Source organism: Lacticaseibacillus pantheris DSM 15945 = JCM 12539 = NBRC 106106, assembly GCF_001591865.1.
Classification (GTDB): domain Bacteria; phylum Bacillota; class Bacilli; order Lactobacillales; family Lactobacillaceae; genus Lacticaseibacillus; species Lacticaseibacillus pantheris.
On sequence record NZ_BCVS01000016.1, the window covers coordinates 1 to 18131 of the forward strand.

Below are 18131 nucleotides of genomic sequence, written 5' to 3' on the forward strand. Positions count from 1 at the left end.
GGAGCGCCCCACGAAAGCCGCAGCTCACCGGCCCGGCCGACGCTCTGCCGTCCCGCACATTGTGGCGGACTGAAATCAACTCATAATGGGACGTGGAGCAGTTGTTGGCATGATTGACTCGCGCCCCCAGAGCGCGTACAATAAATTAGTAGGAAAAGGAGTAGTGCACGTTTTTTGATGGGTGCGCTACCGGTTATGAGGGGGTGAGCATAATGTCATCAAATCTTGATCAACCTAGTCATTCGGCTAATAACGATGATCCCGGAAGACGTGGCGTTGTGCCGCCGCTAACAATTGAGTTTGGTTAACTGACGTCAGTCACATCGGCTGAGTTGACGGCAGCGGCTGTTTGCTATGTCTTCCTAATTAATAGGAGGCATAAGCGTGATGCAGAAATTAAATATTACTGGTCTCACCCGTCGTCAGGTGACCGGTGCGCGTCTAGCTGGCCTACGTCCGGATACTGGGTGGGTACGACAGGCGTGGCTGTTACCATTGATGGTGCTCCTTTGGGGTGTGCTGTCCGTGGTTGCCGGTGGCCTGGGATTATCCGACTGGTTTTGGGGCCTAGGTGGGCTGACCACGATGGTGGTTTTGACGAGTTTGTTCGTGAGCAGGCTGAGCTTTGAGCGGGTTGTACGTCGGGTCCGGACCGTCGTAGTCCTGCGCGAAGGGTTGCCACGGGTTGTCGCGGTACATGACGTCGTCCTCGGCGACGTGGTACTGACACAACGCGGTGACCGGCTACCGTTTGTGGTGACTGATGTAGCGGGCACAACACGCGCAATTGGTCGTCATCTGGACGGTGGCAACGTGCTTGTAGTTCAATCGGCTCCGGTACGGCAATTGTTGCCGGTGAACGCAGCTTTGCAGTTGCTGCTAATTGGCTTTGGCTGGGTTATTGGGTTCTTCCGGCGGACGGTTGTGGTGCCGATGATTACCATTAATCGCTGGGTGGCCGAAAGTGTCCGGTCCGGAATGGTCACAATTAGTGACTGGGGCCGGCTGCTGGTACAGCGGTTGAACGGAAGGATGATTCTTTTTAGACGGGAGTCGGCCTTTCGGTATAATCAGGGGCCTGTCCAACCGGTTTGGACGGCTAGCTGATGTACGGTTAAAACGATAATGAATTAAAAAACCGCGTTTGGACGCGGTTTTTTCTATGCCGTGGGCGTTGGGTGCGGGAAACGCGTGCTTTCCTGCTTTGTAACAAGAATTTAATCATGGGTAGCGACCCGGTGGTAACGGTAGGTTTATTGGGGCTAGGACGATGTTAACCGCACCTAGGGCAACGGTTACGACCATTTTTTAGGTATAATTATTGATGAACGTTTGGGGAGGGGTGTTAACATGCCAACAGTAGTCGTATTTGGTCATAGTACTACCACCACGGCAGTCATTGTCGGGTTAATGCATTTAGATAATGGGTTGGACGTGACGGTGCCAGATGACAGTGATGAGCAACAGTTCAACGACCTCGTCGCTCTGGGCGGTATGGGGCATAATTCTGTGCGTAAAGCGACGCCCAAAGTTGTCGCCGCGGCCGATTTACTGGTGTTTACTGACTTTGACAGCGTTAGCACTGCCGATGCTGGCGATACAGTTACGGAAGCGAATATGCGGCCCCTGCGCGACGCCCTCAATGCGGCTATGGCCAGCGGGTTTGACGGTTCCATTCTGGTTGCCACTACCCGTGACGACCTCATGACCTACTTTGCACAACGGTTCTCTGGTGTGCCGAACGACCGTGTACTGGGTGTAGGCACGGCTGCACACAGCATTTATACCGCGAACCGGATTGCCCGTGAGCTGAACGTACCTGTCGATAACGTGGCCGTTGATGTGGTGGGAACAGCATCCGACTATCAGGTGCTCTGGAGCCGTGCGGCGGTGTCCACGGTGCCGTTGCTCAGCATGGTTCAAAATGATGCGACCGACGTTAGCGCCAACCTTATTCAGGTAGTGGACCGTGACTTACAACAGTTTGTCGCGGGCATTGGCGCGGCGGTCGTTGCAGACGTGGTGGCCCGTATTGTGGCGGTACTGCTTAGCGATGGCTCCGACATCGTCCCGTTAACCCTGATTACGAATGCAGGCGAGGATCTGAATGTGTCAGCCCGTCCGGCGGTGGTCGGACAGCGCCATGCTCAGGTGCTTCCGCGAGTGGCAGGTGCCCAGGCCGAAGAAGAAGCGTGGGCGGCCATTACCGGGCACGTTAGGGACGAAATCAAAACAATTGAAAACAATATTAGTGGAAGTAAGGATTAAATAATGAAGGCAAATTACGAATACCCTCTGGAACTGGATTGGACGACCGACGAAAAAATTGCGGTTACTACATTTCTACAGATGGTGGAAGAAGCATATGAACACGGTGTGAACCGGGACAACCTGTTGGCGGCATACAACGCGTTTAAAAAAGTGGTGCCCGATAAGGCGGGGGAGCGGCGGATTGACCGTGAATTTGAGGCTGTGGCCGATTATTCGACCTACCGCGCGGTGCAAGCGGCTCGCCAGACGGACGGTCACACCGTCCGTTTGCATGTCGATCGGCGGCGATCATAAGGCCACTTTGCCGCCAAAATATCGTGGTGCACGCGTCCATGAATAAATGATTTCAGAAAGATAGAAATGTTTTGACTGGTGTGCTAAAATTATTAGCTGTATGCTGTGGCCGTTAAGTGGCTGAGCAAGCAGGCCACAACGGTCGAAAAGCGAAAGGAAGTTAACATGAAAACACGTGATGATATTCGGAACATTGCCATCATTGCCCACGTCGACCACGGTAAGACGACGTTGGTTAACGAAATGTTGAAGCAATCCGATACCTTGGCAGAGCACACCCAGATTGGGGACCGCGCGATGGATACTAACCCCATCGAAAAGGAACGTGGTATCACCATCCTGAGTAAGAACACTGCCGTTAAATATGGCGACACTACCATTAACATCGTGGATACACCAGGACACGCCGATTTCGGTGGTGAAGTGGAACGTATCATGAAGATGGTTGATGGGGTGCTCCTGGTTGTCGATGCCTTTGAAGGTACGATGCCACAGACCCGTTTCGTTTTAAAGAAGGCTTTGGAACAGCACCTGACACCAGTAGTTGTCATCAACAAGATTGACCGTCCTGGTGCTCGTCCTGACGAAGTGCTCGATGAAGTATTGGAACTGTTCATTGACTTGGGTGCCGACGAAAGTCAGCTTGAATTCCCGGTTGTTTACACCTCCGCCATCAACGGTACGTCCAGTTTGGACCCCGATGTTGCTACGCAGGAACACACGATGAAGCCAGTATTTGACACCATCGTGAAGACAATCCCTGCTCCAGAAGACACTTCCGACGAACCACTTCAATTCCAAGTTTCCATGCTGGACTACAACGATTACGTTGGTCGTATCGGTATTGGACGCGTGTTCCGTGGTACCATCAAGATCGGTGACCAGGTTGCGTTGATCAAGAAGGACGGTTCAACTAAGAACTTCCGCGTGACGAAGATGTTTGGTTTCTTCGGTCTCAAGCGAATTGAGATCAACGAAGCCAAAGCTGGGGACTTGATTGCTGTTTCCGGTATGGAAGACATCTTTGTTGGTGAAACCGTGACGGATCCTGCGCACCCAGAAGCATTGCCGATTCTGCGAATTGACGAACCAACCCTGCAGATGATCTTTGCTGCTAACGACAGCCCATTTGCCGGTCGCGAAGGTGACCAGGTAACGGCACGTAAGATTGAGGACCGTTTGAACCAGCAGCTACAGACCGATGTATCCCTGCGCGTTGAGCCAACGGATACTTCAGGTCAGTGGGTTGTTTCTGGTCGTGGTGAGCTGCACCTGTCTATCCTGGTTGAGTCCATGCGCCGCGAAGGCTTTGAACTGCAGTTGGGTCGCCCACAGGTTATCTACCGTGAAATCGACGGCGAACTGTCCGAACCGTTTGAATCCGTACAGATTGACACCCCAGAGCAGTACACTGGTGCCATTATTGATGCCATGGCTCAACGTAAGGGTGAAATGAAGGACATGGAAAACGAAGGTAATGGTCAGACACGGATGGTCTTCTTAGTACCTTCTCGTGGTTTGATCGGTTACTCGACCGAATTCCTGTCCAGCACTGGTGGTTACGGTATCATGAACCACTCCTTTGAAAAGTACGCTCCGGTCATCAAGAACTGGAACCCGGGTCGTCAAAACGGTGCCCTGGTTTCCATCAACGCCGGTTCGGCAACGACGTACTCCCTGCAGTCCGTCGAAGACCGTGGGCAGTTGTTCATTCCGGCTGGTACCGAGGTTTACGAAGGTATGATTGTGGGCCAGAACTCCCGTGACACGGATATTGCCGTTAACGTCACTAAGGGTAAGAACCTGACCAACACGCGTGCTTCCGGGAAGGACCACGCCGCCGCCATCAAGACGCCTAAGGACTTGTCTCTGGAAGAATCCATTGAATTCTTGAACGATGATGAGTACTGTGAAGTTACACCACAAAGTGTTCGTCTCCGCAAGAAGATTCTGAACACGGGTGAACGTCAAAAGGCTGACAAGCGGCGTAAGGCAGCTTCGAGCAAGTAATAAATAAGTAATGCAATGGTCGTCCGGCTTGTGGCTGGGCGACCTTTTGTATACGCTGTTTAGGATCAATGCAGTTAGGGTTGACCTCGTCCACATCAAAGCCTAATATAATTAATATATAAAATTAATTTAACGCTTTGCGGGGCAGAGCCCGTCACTAGTACGTTGAACAGAGAACCCTTGATGGTGAGACGGGGTAACGGCAAAGACGGGTAGATGGGTCCCAAATAGCAGGTGGTCAGCGTAAGTGATCCACCCGGATACAACCGATATTTTGTGGGTACACAGTCTAGGTGTGCCGTTGAGGCGGCTCCGGCCGTAAATGGTGGGTGGTACCACGAATTTAATTCGTCCCCCTGATAATCGCATGATTGATGCAATCATCAGGGGGATTTTTTACGCTTCAAGTTATTCTGGTACAAATAAGGAGGACTGATTATGTTCAGAGAAATACGTAAGGGACTATTGTGTTTGTTAGCACTAGGTTGCGTTGTGACCCTGTCGGCGTGCGGGCAAGGTCACTCCGGTAAGGCCAGTCAATTGACCACCGTAACGGTAGGTGGTATTGGCTCTGATTACCAAACGTGGAAACATATTGCCACCACGCCTCAGGCCAAAAAATTGGGGCTCAAGTTGGACGTTAAGGAAGTTAGCATCGGTAAGCAACTGAATGACGAGACCGCCAACGGTGATATTGATGTGAATGCATTCCAATCGTACGCCTACTTCAAAGCCTACAATCAGGAAACCCACGGGAAAAAGGTGGCGGCACTGGGTACGACTTACCTTGAGCCTGTGGGAATCTACTCACACAAATATCACAACGTGAAGTCGTTACCGCAGCGGGCGACGGTGGCAATTTCCAGCAATCCTGCTAATGGTGCTCGGGACCTATTGTTGTTGCAACGGGCCGGGTTAATCAAACTGAAAAAGGGGTTCAATACCTTTGGCACCGTCCGGGATATCACGAGTAACCCGAAACAACTCGTCATCAAGGCAATCAACGAGGACTCAGCCGCGCGGTATTTGGACGACTTTGACGCCGTGTTGATTTCGAACACCATTGCGCTTGAGGCAAAGATGAACGTCCTGAAGGATTCAATCTACCACGAACGGGCCAACGCCTCGACCAAGCAGAACATCAACATTTTGGCGACAACCAAAGCACAAAAGGACAACGCTACCTATAAAAAATTAGTTAAGTTGTACCACGAGCCGGCCATTCAGCGCTGGATAAAACAGAAGTTTGACGGCACAAAGGTTGAGGTCAACAAATCCTTGTCCTATCTGCAACAATAACCGGAATGTCGTTGCCAAATAGTCGTGTTGAGTTGCTTTGGGGGTAGTGCGGCGGCGCTACCGACTGTGGGTACGTATGCTATAATTGTGTTTAATATTATGGTTAAAAAAGGAGACCAGGTTTTGGGTCCAAAACGTGCTTACATAGATTTATACGTGCTGGCGCCCTACGTGGTGCTGAGCTTATTCAGTATCATCATGGTGTATTCTGCTAGCGGTGATTATATTCACATGCAGTTCGACCTCAGTACTACTGCGTACATGTGGCGACAAATGGCGTTTGTCTTGGTGGGCTTTGCACTCTGCACGGTCACCTTTATGTTACGAATAGGGGTACTCCGCCGACCGTGGTTCCTAGGTGGCGGGATGGTGATTACCATCGCCCTACTCATGTACCTACTCGTTAAGGGGCGGGTTAACCCGTCCACTGCTATTAACGGGGCGAGTTCATGGATTCCTGTTGGTCCAATCAACATTCAACCGTCAGAAATTGGTAAGTTACTGATCGTGCTCTATTTGGCACACATGTTGACGCGACGGGAGGTAAACTTGAACCCCCGGTCACTGATTGATTCGGCCCGGGTTTTGCGCGCGCCTTTGGGCATGGTGGTTGTTATCCTGATTCTCGTTTTCTTACAACCAGATACTGGTGGGGCAGCTATTTTGGCGTCAATCATTATCGTCATGGTTTTTGCTAGTGGGTTAAGGTGGCAAACGGGATTGGGCTTCTTGACGGTCGGCGGGCTACTGGCGGGTGGTGGTTATTACCTGCTGGTCAACAAATTTCAGGGTTTGCTGTCGAGTCACTACCAAGGGCGGCGGCTGCTCGCCGTCCTGCACCCCTTTGCCATGCAAAAAGTTGAGGGTAAACAGCTGGTCAACTCGATGTACGCCATTAATCATGGTGGCCTGTTTGGTGTGGGCCTGGGTAACGGCACCATCAAGTTAGGGTACCTGCCTGAGCCGTATACCGATTTTATCCTGTCAGTCATCACGGAAGAGCTGGGTATTCTTGGCGGCATTGTGGTGGTGGGCATGATTTTCTTCCTGGTCTGGCGGACCATGCTGGTTGGGATTCGCGCGCATTCCACGTACAAGGCGTTGCTCATGTACGGGATTGCGACGATGTTGTTCATTCAAACCACGTTTAACGTGGGTGGTGTTTTGGGTGTTCTGCCCATCACGGGTGTGACGTTGCCCTTTGTTAGTTATGGTGGTTCCAGTTTCATGATTCTGTCGGTGGCCATTGGTATTGTCCTGAACGTGAGTGCGACTGAGCGCCGCGATCGGGCAGCCGGAATTGGCGCTGACGGGCGGTTAGATGTGAAGTAGTCACTGTGTTGCCCCTTGGTGGGTAACACGTACATATTTTGAGGAGGAACGACGATGCAAAAGGTGTTGGTGGCCAACCGCGGGGAAATTGCCATTCGCATTTTCCGTGCGTGTGAAGAACTGGGGTTACGCACCGTGGGCATATACGCTGCGGAGGATAGCCTGTCCTTGCACCGGTTCAAGGCCGACGAGAGTTACCAGGTAGGAGAGGGGCGTGAAGCCGTCGCCGCCTACTTGGACATGGATGATATTATTCGTATTGCTCAACAGTCCGGTGCCGATGCCATTCATCCCGGTTACGGGTTGCTGAGCGAGAACGCCGAGTTTGCCCGCAAAGTCCGGGCGGCAGGATTAACGTTTGTGGGTCCGCAAACCGCATTACTGGAGACTTTTGGTGACAAAGTTGCGGCGAAAGCCGCAGCAGTTGCGCACGGTCTCACGGTCATCCCTGGTACGCCCGAACCGACCCACGACTTTGCCGAAATCCAGGCGTTTGCGGATAAACACGGCTTCCCGCTGATGCTGAAGTCTGCTAGCGGTGGTGGCGGTAAGGGAATGCGCATTGTCCATTCCGATGATGAATTGAGCAAGGTCTACCCGGTAGCGGCTTCCGAGGCGCGCACTAGTTTTGGTGACGATCGGATGTACGTTGAACGGTACCTCCAGAACGCCAAACATATTGAAGTTCAGGTTGTGGGTGATAGCCACGGTCATTTACTACACCTGTTTGAACGGGATTGTTCCGTGCAGCGGCGTAACCAGAAAGTTGTTGAAATTGCGCCGGCTGTTGGTTTGCCACAGGACTTACGCAACCGTATTTGTGCGGCTGCGGCTCACTTTATGGCCGCGATGCACTACGAAAATGCCGGTACCATTGAGTTCCTGGTGGAAGGCGATAAGTTTTATTTCATTGAAGTTAATCCGCGCATCCAGGTTGAACACACCGTCACCGAGGCCATTACGGGTTTGGACATTGTCCAGGCACAGCTGCAGGTGGCCGCAGGGGCGGACCTTTTCACCGATGTTGGTTGGCCCCAACAGGATCAGCTGACGTTCCGCGGTGCGGCGATTCAATGCCGAATCACTACTGAGGATGCACAAAACGGCTTCATGCCCGATACCGGTACGATTCTCACCTACCGGTCTCCGGGTGGGTTAGGCGTGCGGCTAGATGGTGGTAACGCGTATGCGGGGGCTGAAATCACGCCCTACTTTGATTCCTTACTGGTAAAAGTAAGCGTAGCAGGGTACAACTTCAAGAGTGCCTGCGCCAAGATGCTGCGCGTATTGCGCGAATTCAAAATTATTGGCGTAAAGACGAACTTACCGTTTTTGGAGCAGGTAATCACGCACCCGACGTTTACAAGCGGGAGCGCAACCACCAATTTTATCGATGAGTCGCCCGAGTTGTTCGACTTTGATACTCCCCGGCATGTCTCTAACCAAGTGTTGAGTTATGTCGGTAAAATTACGGTTAACGGCTTCCCTGGGCAGGAACACAAGCCCCAGCACAACTACGCTAAGCTACAGTACCGGGCACACGTTGACGAGCAGTCGGCCAGTCAACCGGACCTGGTGGCAATGCTGCATGACCAGGGTGCGGGTGCCGTCGCCAAGTGGCTGCGTGATGAACCGCGACTTTTGATGACCGACACTTCTTTCCGTGATGCGCACCAGTCATTGTTTGCGACGCGGATGCGAACGGCGGACATGCTGCGGGTGGCTCCAGACTATGGTCGGGCACTCCCCAACCTGTTTTCGGCCGAAATGTGGGGTGGGGCGACCTTCGATGTTGCCTACCGCTTCCTGGATGAGGATCCGTGGGCCCGTTTGGCGGCGTTGCGTAAGGCGTTACCGCACACGTTACTACAGATGCTGTTCCGTGGCAGTAACGCGGTGGGTTACAAAAACTACCCGGATAACGTTATCAAGGGGTTCATTGCTGAAGCCGCTAAAACTGGTATCGACGTCTTCCGTATCTTTGACAGCTTAAACTGGCTCCCACAATTACAGCCAAGCATTGAGGCCGTCAAGGATACGGGCAAAATTGCCGAAGCGACCATCTGCTACACTGGCGATATTTTGAGCTCGGTGCACCCTCAGTATGATTTGAAGTACTACGTTGATTTGGCCAAAGAATTGGCGAACACCGGGGCCGATATCATCGCCGTGAAGGACATGGCGGCGCTACTCACGCCCGGAGCCGCTAACGTGTTGGTGAGTGCACTCAAAGACGCGGTGGACCTGCCGATTCACCTACACACCCATGACACTACCGGCAACGGGGTGGCAACTTATGTGGCCGCTGCTAAGGCCGGGGTGGACGTGGTTGATGTTGCTCAGTCAGCGGTAGCGGGAACGACCAGCCAGCCCAGCATGGAGAGTCTGTACTACGCGTTGGCCGGTAATGACCGCCAGCCAGATTTGAACATCAAAGACGCTGAGCTCATCGACGATTACTTTAGGGATGTGCGGCCGTACTACAACAACTTTGCGAACCATGTTAGTGGTCCGTTGACCCGCGTGTACCAGGTCGAGATGCCTGGTGGGCAATACTCGAACCTGCAGCAGCAGGCGAAGAGCATGGGGATTGACGACTTCAACACCGTGATGGATATGTACGAACAGGTCAACGATATGTTCGGCGACCTCATTAAGGTGACCCCTAGTTCCAAAGTTGTGGGTGACATGGCACTGTTTATGTTGCAGCAGGGTCTGACGCCGGCCGACGTGATACGGGATGGCGAACACATCGACTTTCCTGAGTCCGTGGTATCCTTCTTCCGTGGTGAGTTGGGTCAGCCGCCATTTGGCTTCCCCAAGGACCTGCAACGGATTGTGCTCCACGGCGAACAGCCACTGGCACAGCGTCCGGGCGAGGTGTTGCCACCGGTTGACTTTGACGCGGTGGCACAGCAGTTACAGCAGGATGGGGTGGCACACCCCACGCAGCAACAAATTCTGAGCGCAATTTTGTATCCGGATGTGTACGCGGATTATCGTCACCGTCAGGATGAATTTGGCCCCGTAACCGCTCTGGACACACCGGTGTTCTTCCAAGGACTCCACGTGGGTCAGCAAACTGCCGTCACGGTTGCACCCGGGCGTACCTACGTGGTGCGGCTAGACACTGTTGGTGATCCCGACGCAGCCGGACAGCGGATGCTATACTTTACGGTGAACGGTCAGAAACGGCAAATTATGGTGCGGGATGATTCCGTTGGTCATACTGCGGGTAGCGTGCAGTTTGCTGATCCTGCAGATGACCACCAAGTTGCGGCGCCAATGGGTGGCCGCATTCTCGAGGTGAAGGTTCATGCTGGCGACCAGGTGTCAGCTGGTGATGAACTCTTCGTCTCGGAGGCCATGAAGATGGAAACGGTGGTGCACGCCCAAGTTGACGGTACGGTCAGTCACGTGTACGTTAACGGTGGTGACACGGTTGCCTCGGGGCAGTTATTAGCAAAACTGCAGGCACAATAACGATGAATTTTTAGAGGAATGATTTTATGTTGACAGTGAAGGATCGGCAGGGTGTTGCCGTATGGTTGTACTCAATGCGTCAAGTGCGACAATTGCGTCGTTACGGGACGGTGATGTACACCACTAAAAAATTAAAGTACGCCCTGTTGTACGTCGATGGTAACGAGGCCGAAGCAACGGTCGACAAGCTGAAGCACTTACGGTTTGTGAAGGATGCCGAGGTCTCGCACCGACCAGAATTGGACTTGACTTTTAGTGGCGAGCTTGGTGATCCCAATGCCCGTCGGTACGAGGACGAGTTCCCCCCGAATGAGCACGGATACGAAGAGGAGACACAGCATGAGGGTCGTTAGTGGCGAGTTTCGCGGCCGGCGGTTGAACATGGTGCCGGGTGATACGACGCGGCCCACTGCTGACAAAGTCAAGGAATCAATCTTCAATATGATTGGGCCCTACTTTGACGGCGGTCAGGCCCTTGACCTGTACGCTGGCACGGGCGGCCTGGGGATTGAGGCCGTTTCTCGGGGGATGGCTCACGCCACTTTGGTCGACTCGGCTTACCAGGCCGTCAAAACGATTAAACAAAACGTCGCCCTGCTTAACGCGCAGGACCGGTTTACGGTGGTGAAGCGTTCCGTTCAGGCAGCGTGTGCCGCGCTGAGTGCCGATCACCGCCAATTCGACTTGGTGATGATGGACCCACCGTACGCCCAGCAACGGGTGTTGGCCGAACTAGCTAGCTTTGTTGAGCTGAATTTGTTAGTTCCTGGAGCCACCGTGGCGGTGGAAACGGGGACGGACGTGCAGTACCCCGAGCAAATAGCCGGGTACCGTATTCACCGGTTACAGACCTACAAAGTCGCTCAGGTTTTGGTCTTGGAAAGGACTGAGGATGCATGACGGACAAAGTGGCCATTTTCCCTGGTAGTTTTGACCCGTTTACCAACGGGCATTTGGATACCGTACGGCGCGCGAGCACAATGTTTGACCGGGTGGTGGTCGCCGTCATGACTAATACTAGTAAGCGCCCACTGTTTAGTGCGGACGAAAAGACCGCGTTGATTCAGACGGCCGTCGCACAATTAGCCAACGTGAGTGTGGTCGCTCAACCGGCGGCTCTGACGGTTGACTTTGCCCGCCAGCTCCACGCACAGTTCATCGTGCGGGGGTTACGGAACGTACAGGATTTTAGCTATGAGAACGACATTGCGGCCGTCAATGCCCGCTTGGCCCCGGATATTCAAACGGTATTGTTACCCGCCAAAGCGGATTACGCCGCCATTTCCTCCTCTATTATTAAGGAGGTCGCGTCGTTTGGTGGGGATGTGAGCACCATGGTACCCGCAAACGTTGCGGCGGCCTTGCGGGACAAGTTAGGGGGGAGTGTGCAGTGACGAAAAAGCGTAATGGACGTCGACGCACACTCATTACAACCCTGGTGGTTATCACTCTGGTGGTGGCCGCCTTTTTATTTGTGCCTACGGGTAAGTACGTTGAGGTCCCAGGGTCAGCCAGCGTCACGAGTAAGTTCGTCCACGTTGCGGGGAAAAAAGACCGGCAACCCGGCAGCTACCGGTTAATGACCGTCTCGATCATTGGCCCGGCTACACCCGCTATATTACTGTGGGCTCACTGGCAACCTTTTGCTGAGGTTGACAGCAAGTCCGACTTGATGGGCAATGCAACGACGGCTGAGTATAACGCCCTGCAACGCTACTACATCAAGAGCGCCGCCAACGCAGCGGTTGTGGCCGCAATGCGTGCAGCGCGGCGGCCAGTGAAGGTACATTCCCGAGGGATTTACGTAATGTCATTATTACGGAACTCCCCGTTGAAGGGTCACGTGCGTCCAGGCGACGTCATCACCAAAATTAATGGTCAACAATACCAGCGGGCATCCGGCTACACGGCGGCAATTGCCCGGCTCAAAGTGGGTGAGCGCGTGCGAGTAACCTACACACACCGTGGACGGCAGCATAACGTGACGGTTAAACTGGTGCGGTTAACGCAAACTCACCGGGCGGGAATTGGTATTACCCTAACCGACCGTACCGCGGTGACGAGTACCCCCCACGTGCGCATTGATGCGGGTGATATTGGTGGGCCCAGCGCCGGCCTAATCTTTGCTTTGGAAACCTACCAGCAGGTGACCGGTGATAACTTAAGGAATGGGCGCATCGTGGCGGGAACCGGCACGATAGACGAGCAGGGCAAAGTGGGAGCGATTGGTGGCATCGATAAAAAGGTGTCAGCTGCCGCTAAGGCTGGTGCAACCATTTTCTTTGCGCCGGATGTTCCCGCGACGCGAGCCATGCTGCGTGAGGATCCACATTACGTTAACAATTACGTGGTGGCACGCCGGGCCGCTAAAAAAATTGGTACCAAGATGCGAATAGTACCCGTGCGGAGCCTCCAACAGGCCATCAGTTACTTGCGCACACATAAATAACTTTGTGGTCGTCCCCAGCTTGTTTAGCCACTGTGACGTGGAGCAGTTGGGAGCGACTTTTTTATTGCAGTAGTGCGCAGTACGGTGACGGGTAGTCTGTGTAGGGGCCTGGTCAAAATGTTAGATTAATTTGGCCCGCCGTGTAGTCAAACCCATGCTCCTTGCGAAATGTTAATGCAAGGGGGGCACAGCATGGGCAAAATTTGGCAACTACTACGTGATTATTGGCAGTACGCGGCGATGGGTGTATTAGCCATCTTGGTTTTCGGCGTCTGGGCTTGGGCGCAACTGGTTGGTCACACACAGGCCGCCAAACCGGTACAGGCTTCTGTGAGTTTGACCACCACTTCGAGTAATCATTCAAGTAGCGGTATATCAACCCCGGCCAGTACTAGTACTGGTTCAGCAGGATACGTGTACATTTCGGGTGCTGTCCGCCACCCCGGGTTGTACCACGTGCGGACGACTACCCGGTGGGCCGACGTGGTTCAGGCAGCGGGTGGGTTGACGGACGACGCGGATTCACGTCAGGTCAACCTCGCGCGCTATGCCCGTGACCAAGAAAATCTAAGTATTCCCGCCAAGGGTGAACAGGCGGTTAGTACCACTGGCGACGTTGCGGTTGTGAGTGGTAGCGGAAATGGCGGTTCCACTAACGCTGATGCGGTGGGCAAACAAATTGACCTCAACGCCGCTACTTTGGCCGATTTACAAACGATTTCCGGAGTGGGTCCCAAGCGGGCGCAGGATATTATTGACTACCGTGACCAACATGGTGGGTTCAAATCCGTTGATGAATTAAAGGACATTAGCGGAATTGGTGACAAAATTTTTGCCGACCTAGAACCACACTTGATGGTGGGGAGTGCACCTTGAATCAGCGGGCGGTGGTGGTAGTGGTTCCACTAATTGGTTGCCAGTTATTGTGGCTGGGACCGCTCTGGCTAGGCGTCATTATTTTGTTAGTAGCCGTTTGGCGGGGGTGGCGTTTAGGCTGGCGGTGGCTCGTATTAGGTTGTGTTCTTGGATTAGTGAGCGGCGGTGTCGAAGCCATGAGGACACGTAATCCCACGGTTCCGAATGGTGTGATTGTTGTCCAGCCCACTAGTTGGCGGGCTGGCAGCGATCATTACTATAACTTTAGCGGGCAAAGTAGTAATGGGATATACGTCACTGGTGGGGGCACGGTAGACGATGAGGCTGGGCGCAAAATTGACAATGCCACGCGCCCACTCACCGTAACCTGCTCGGAGCCGGCCGAACGAATTACCGGGCCCCGTAACTTGTACGAGTTTGATTATCGTGACTTTGCGTGGGCACAGTACCACCAGGCTTACCGGTTTCCCGGCCAGAAATTACGGGTGGCTGTTCGGAACAGTAAGAGCGTGGTGGACTGGTTGTATGGCGTCCGTAACCGGCTATTAATGCGTATGGATCGGCTACCCAATAAGATGAACACTTATGCCCGCGCGTTGATACTGGGCTTGATGGACGGTCAGATGACAGATATGCGTGATGTTTTCAGCCGGTTAGGCATTATCCACCTTTTTTCCGTCTCCGGGTTACACATCTTTGCCTTGGTCGGCATGTTGTATTGGTTGACCGACCGGTTGCGCGTTCCCCGCGAGTGGGTTGATTGGAGTCTGCTAGTATTGTTACCAACGCTACTGGTCATTATTCCGCCCGGTGCGGGGATTGTGCGGTCCGTCTGGATGCGCTTCTTGCAGGTGCTGAATGATCGGTGGTCGTGGCACTTAACAACGTTGGATGTTTTTTGCGCGGTGTTAGCGGTCAACTTATTGTGGCAGCCACGTGTACTAACGACGCTCGGTGGACAACTCACTTATCTATTGACCTTCTTTTTAGTTGTGCAACCAATGCGTGGCCGCTGGCGGAGTGCGTTAACGATGGCCGGAGTAAGTATGCCACCACTACTGGTGGCAATGTACGGGGTACACCCGTTAACTTTCGCCTTTAACTGCGTTTTGATGCCCGTCTTTGAACGTGTGCTCATGCCAGTATTGATTGTGGCCGTGTGTTGGCCGGGATGCCCGTTGTGGCCGGCGTGCAACGTGATGTTGACTAGATTTGAATCTGGACTAATTTGGTTAGGTCAGTTGCCGGGGTACTGGCATTTTGCTGCCTTACCTTGGGTGGCAGGTCTAATGCTATTGTGGTTGATTTTACGGGCCGTCGTCCGGCGCCGCTGGCTTACACCGATATTAGTCACGCTCATTATGTACATGTGGGTGAATATCCATCCACAATGGCGGGTGACGATTATTGATGTGGGGCAGGGCGATTCGATTCTGATTGAGGCTCCGTGGAAACAAGCTACGGTCCTGATTGATACTGGCGGGCGCGCGTTTGGGGAGACTAGTAGCCCACCGGCAAAGCGGGTCACGCTGAATTATTTGGCGGCCCGGGGGATTACCCACCTGGACATGTTGGTGTTAACCCATCCTGATGCTGACCACGTGGGGGATGCCGCGGTGATTACCAAAGGCATCGCTGTACGGCAAATAGTGACTACCCCGACTGCAGCTGGGGCTAAACTCATTACTGGCGCACAGGTTGCTGGCCGGCCGCGCATACGGACAGTTATGGCTGGCAGCCGATTGAAAGTGGGACCGTTACGGTTAGACGTGGTGGCGCCCAACCACGAGACGGAAGATACCAACAGTAACTCGGTGGTACTCTATGGTAAGATTGGTGATAGCAATTGGTTGCTAACGGGCGATGCTGACCAACAGGTTGAAACCGAGCAACTACAACCGCAAAATTTAGCGGTCGATTTTTTGAAGGTGGGGCACCATGGCTCTAAAACTTCGTCAAACCCCGCGTTTATTGCTGCCATACACCCGCAGTTGGGGTTGGCATCAGCAGGAGTGAATAATCGATACGGCCATCCCCATGCGGAGACGGTCGCCACTTTTAACAATCTAGGCATACCGTTTTTGGTCACGAGCCAAACGGGGATGATTTGGGTTGACTCGTCGGGGCAAAGTCACAGCGTGCACACGTTTCTGCATTAAATTGTTAGTGAGTGGCAGTGCAATTAACACGGATACGGTGAGGAATAAATGAACGTAGATAAACTAACGCAAAGTATTAGTTCTGGCCAGGTGGGCCCGGTGTACCTAGTGACGGGGACCGAGACGGCCCTTAATCAGCGAGCCTTAGCGGCGTTACGCGCAATTGTGCCAGCAGATCAACAGACAATGAATTATTCACGTTACGACTTACGTGAGACGGACCTAGACACCATTATGAACGAAGTGGATGAGCTGCCCTTTTTCGGTGATTACCGTGAGATTGTGTTGGATAATCCAGACTTTTTAACGGGCAGTGGGAGCGTGACCAAACAGGAATCTGCGATTAACGATCTAGTAGATTACTTACAACAGCCCGCAACCACTACGGTGCTGGTGTTTATGGCGCCTTACCCGAAGTTAGATGCACGTAAACGGGTGGTGAAAGCCCTCAAAAAGGCGGCCACGTTAGTTGAAACCAAGCCGTTAAGTGAGGCGGACGCCCGGCGCACGATTCGTGCGGATTTGGCGCAACAGCAGGTCAGCATCACGGACGGTGGCCTGGATGCTCTGATTGCCCGGACGCAATCGGATTATTCAGCCATGGTCGCGGCTTTGCCTAAACTCAGTATGTACGCCCACAATACGGGGTCGGTGGATGCTGACGCCGTGGAACAGTTGGTTCCGCGACAGCTAACGGACAGTGTCTTTGACATGGTGAGTGCGGTGATGCAACGTAATGTGGCCTCAGCGCTACGCCAATACCGTGAGCTACTGCAGCAGCAGGAAGAGCCGTTGAGACTCATTAGTCTGTTGGAATCGCAATTTCGTTTACTAATTCAGGTGCAGATTTTTAATAGTCGTGGGTACACTCAGGGGGCAGCGGCGGATGCGCTGAAAGTACACCCGTATCGTGTTAAGCTCGCATGGCGGTCGGTCCGCCAACTCGACCACGATGACTTGACTACGGCTTATGATATGCTGGTCAGGACCGAGACGGCCATGAAGCGGGGGACGGTTGACAAGGAGCTAGGGTTTGAATTATTCGTGCTACAATTTGCTGGCAACGGTAAACGGTATGCACGGCAGTAATTATTTCGGACCTTACGCCACTGGGATGTAACGAAAAAAAGCGCCGCCCAAGTCAATTGGGCGACGCCTTTTTTTAAGTAAGTATTGATTACTTGTTGTTAATAGCTGCAAGACGGGACTTGTCACGCGCTGCTTTGTTAGCGTGGATGAGGCCCTTGCTCTTAGCCATGTCGATGGCCCGGGTAGCAGCCTGGAACAGTTCCTGACTGTCATCGGCGCCGGTAGCCTTAGCCGTCTTAAACTTCTTGATCGTGGTACGAAGGGCGCTACGCTGAGCTGCGTTACGCTGACGTGCACTTTCTTGAGTAATGACGCGCTTCTTTGCGGACTTAATCTGTGGCATTTGATTCACCTCCGGGTGCTATATTTGGTTAGTTGCAAACTCCTAGTTTCAACAGGAATAAATTATACCCAAAAGCCGTCAAGGTTGCAACGTTTACACGTTAATTCCGTAAAAACTTGCAAATCGGGTGGGGGTTGGGTAGAATTAACAGCTGTATTGCGAACCCTAACTTGGTTCGGCGGCCCACCGGCGTCCTACTCAGTTAGTGGCAATAACATTAAGTAAAGGTGGAAATAACGATGGCTATTTCACAAACTCGTAAGAACGAAATTATTAAGCAGTATGCACGTCACGATGGTGACACTGGTTCACCAGAAGTGCAGATTGCCGTATTGACGGCTGACATCCTGGCCTTGAACGACCACTTGTCCGTACACAAGAAGGACCACCACTCATACGTTGGTCTGTTGAAGAAGATTGGTCAACGTCGTAACCTGTTGGCTTACCTGCGGAACAAGGACGTTGTTCGTTACCGCGAGCTGATCAAGAGCTTGGGTCTGCGTCACTAAAATTTGTTTCATTAAAA

At 53.0% G+C, this 18131-nt stretch carries 16 protein-coding genes; 15 read left to right on the forward strand and 1 reads right to left on the reverse strand.

Features of this window, described 5'->3' with window-relative positions; genetic code table 11:
• Positions 1-387: 387 nt before the first annotated feature.
• The 14 genes from LPA02S_RS02950 to holA all read left to right on the forward strand — a co-directional run bounded on the left by LPA02S_RS02950 (position 388) and on the right by holA (position 17262).
• Entirely contained in the window at positions 388-1107 is a 720-nt protein-coding gene (locus LPA02S_RS02950; RefSeq protein ID WP_054651800.1) for a hypothetical protein, read from the forward strand.
• Between the two features lie 243 nt (positions 1108-1350).
• Positions 1351-2268, forward strand: a complete 918-nt coding sequence (locus tag LPA02S_RS02955; protein ID WP_054651798.1) for a Rossmann-fold NAD(P)-binding domain-containing protein — start codon at positions 1351-1353, stop codon at positions 2266-2268.
• A gap of 3 nt (positions 2269-2271) precedes the next feature.
• The gene (locus LPA02S_RS02960) at positions 2272-2565 is read left to right on the forward strand and encodes a UPF0223 family protein (protein ID WP_056956979.1); all 294 of its coding nucleotides are present in this window, start codon (positions 2272-2274) and stop codon (positions 2563-2565) included.
• Positions 2566-2730: 165 nt separating this feature from the next.
• Positions 2731-4575: a translational GTPase TypA gene (gene typA / locus LPA02S_RS02965; RefSeq protein ID WP_056956978.1), complete on the forward strand. Its 1845-nt coding sequence runs from the start codon at positions 2731-2733 to the stop codon at positions 4573-4575.
• A gap of 438 nt (positions 4576-5013) precedes the next feature.
• Positions 5014-5874 (forward strand): MetQ/NlpA family ABC transporter substrate-binding protein, encoded by an 861-nt coding sequence (locus LPA02S_RS02970; protein WP_056956977.1) that lies wholly within the window; start codon positions 5014-5016, stop codon positions 5872-5874.
• A 123-nt stretch (positions 5875-5997) separates the two neighbouring features.
• Positions 5998-7206 (forward strand): FtsW/RodA/SpoVE family cell cycle protein, encoded by a 1209-nt coding sequence (locus LPA02S_RS02975; protein ID WP_054650901.1) that lies wholly within the window; start codon positions 5998-6000, stop codon positions 7204-7206.
• Positions 7207-7260: 54 nt separating this feature from the next.
• Positions 7261-10689, forward strand: coding sequence for a pyruvate carboxylase (locus tag LPA02S_RS02980; protein ID WP_054650903.1), 3429 nt, complete (start codon positions 7261-7263; stop codon positions 10687-10689).
• Between the two features lie 26 nt (positions 10690-10715).
• Complete coding sequence (locus LPA02S_RS02985; RefSeq protein ID WP_082607932.1) at positions 10716-11042, forward strand: YlbG family protein; 327 nt, start codon at positions 10716-10718, stop codon at positions 11040-11042.
• Positions 11029-11589 (forward strand): 16S rRNA (guanine(966)-N(2))-methyltransferase RsmD, encoded by a 561-nt coding sequence (rsmD, locus tag LPA02S_RS02990; protein ID WP_054650905.1) that lies wholly within the window; start codon positions 11029-11031, stop codon positions 11587-11589. The genes LPA02S_RS02985 and rsmD overlap by 14 nt, the downstream gene beginning before the upstream one ends.
• Entirely contained in the window at positions 11586-12083 is a 498-nt protein-coding gene (gene coaD / locus LPA02S_RS02995; RefSeq protein WP_054650907.1) for a pantetheine-phosphate adenylyltransferase, read from the forward strand. The genes rsmD and coaD overlap by 4 nt, the downstream gene beginning before the upstream one ends.
• Positions 12080-13138, forward strand: coding sequence for a SepM family pheromone-processing serine protease (locus LPA02S_RS03000; protein ID WP_056956976.1), 1059 nt, complete (start codon positions 12080-12082; stop codon positions 13136-13138). Before coaD ends, LPA02S_RS03000 begins: the two co-directional genes overlap by 4 nt.
• 192 nt (positions 13139-13330) lie before the next feature.
• Positions 13331-14014 (forward strand): helix-hairpin-helix domain-containing protein, encoded by a 684-nt coding sequence (locus tag LPA02S_RS03005; RefSeq protein ID WP_082607930.1) that lies wholly within the window; start codon positions 13331-13333, stop codon positions 14012-14014.
• A gap of 176 nt (positions 14015-14190) precedes the next feature.
• Complete coding sequence (locus LPA02S_RS03010) at positions 14191-16173, forward strand: ComEC/Rec2 family competence protein (RefSeq protein WP_156470980.1); 1983 nt, start codon at positions 14191-14193, stop codon at positions 16171-16173.
• 48 nt (positions 16174-16221) lie between these two features.
• Complete coding sequence (holA, locus tag LPA02S_RS03015) at positions 16222-17262, forward strand: DNA polymerase III subunit delta (protein WP_056956974.1); 1041 nt, start codon at positions 16222-16224, stop codon at positions 17260-17262.
• A gap of 88 nt (positions 17263-17350) precedes the next feature.
• On the opposite strand, the gene rpsT is transcribed toward holA, so the two are convergent.
• A complete protein-coding gene (gene rpsT, locus LPA02S_RS03020) occupies positions 17351-17605 on the reverse strand; it encodes a 30S ribosomal protein S20 (protein ID WP_054650925.1) in 255 nt (84 codons plus the stop codon).
• Positions 17606-17844: 239 nt separating this feature from the next.
• On the opposite strand from rpsT, the gene rpsO reads away from it, so the two are divergent.
• Positions 17845-18114 carry a 30S ribosomal protein S15 gene (gene rpsO / locus LPA02S_RS03025; RefSeq protein ID WP_054650927.1) on the forward strand — a complete coding sequence of 90 codons (270 nt, stop codon included), beginning with the start codon at positions 17845-17847 and terminating at the stop codon, positions 18112-18114.
• The last annotated feature ends 17 nt before the right edge of the window (positions 18115-18131 follow it).

Excerpts from the sequence above, each read along its gene's own strand:
- LPA02S_RS02950 (WP_054651800.1), top strand. The coding sequence starts at position 388 with ATGCAGAAATTAAATATTACTGGTCTCACCCGTCGTCAGGTGACCGGT.
- LPA02S_RS02955 (WP_054651798.1), top strand. The coding sequence starts at position 1,351 with ATGCCAACAGTAGTCGTATTTGGTCATAGTACTACCACCACGGCAGTC.
- LPA02S_RS02960 (WP_056956979.1), top strand. The coding sequence starts at position 2,272 with ATGAAGGCAAATTACGAATACCCTCTGGAACTGGATTGGACGACCGAC.
- typA (WP_056956978.1), top strand. The coding sequence starts at position 2,731 with ATGAAAACACGTGATGATATTCGGAACATTGCCATCATTGCCCACGTC.
- LPA02S_RS02970 (WP_056956977.1), top strand. The coding sequence starts at position 5,014 with ATGTTCAGAGAAATACGTAAGGGACTATTGTGTTTGTTAGCACTAGGT.
- LPA02S_RS02980 (WP_054650903.1), top strand. The coding sequence starts at position 7,261 with ATGCAAAAGGTGTTGGTGGCCAACCGCGGGGAAATTGCCATTCGCATT.
- LPA02S_RS02985 (WP_082607932.1), top strand. The coding sequence starts at position 10,716 with ATGTTGACAGTGAAGGATCGGCAGGGTGTTGCCGTATGGTTGTACTCA.
- rsmD (WP_054650905.1), top strand. The coding sequence starts at position 11,029 with ATGAGGGTCGTTAGTGGCGAGTTTCGCGGCCGGCGGTTGAACATGGTG.
- coaD (WP_054650907.1), top strand. The coding sequence starts at position 11,586 with ATGACGGACAAAGTGGCCATTTTCCCTGGTAGTTTTGACCCGTTTACC.
- LPA02S_RS03005 (WP_082607930.1), top strand. The coding sequence starts at position 13,331 with ATGGGCAAAATTTGGCAACTACTACGTGATTATTGGCAGTACGCGGCG.
- LPA02S_RS03010 (WP_156470980.1), top strand. The coding sequence starts at position 14,191 with ATGAGGACACGTAATCCCACGGTTCCGAATGGTGTGATTGTTGTCCAG.
- holA (WP_056956974.1), top strand. The coding sequence starts at position 16,222 with ATGAACGTAGATAAACTAACGCAAAGTATTAGTTCTGGCCAGGTGGGC.
- rpsT (WP_054650925.1), bottom strand. The coding sequence starts at position 17,605 with ATGCCACAGATTAAGTCCGCAAAGAAGCGCGTCATTACTCAAGAAAGT.
- rpsO (WP_054650927.1), top strand. The coding sequence starts at position 17,845 with ATGGCTATTTCACAAACTCGTAAGAACGAAATTATTAAGCAGTATGCA.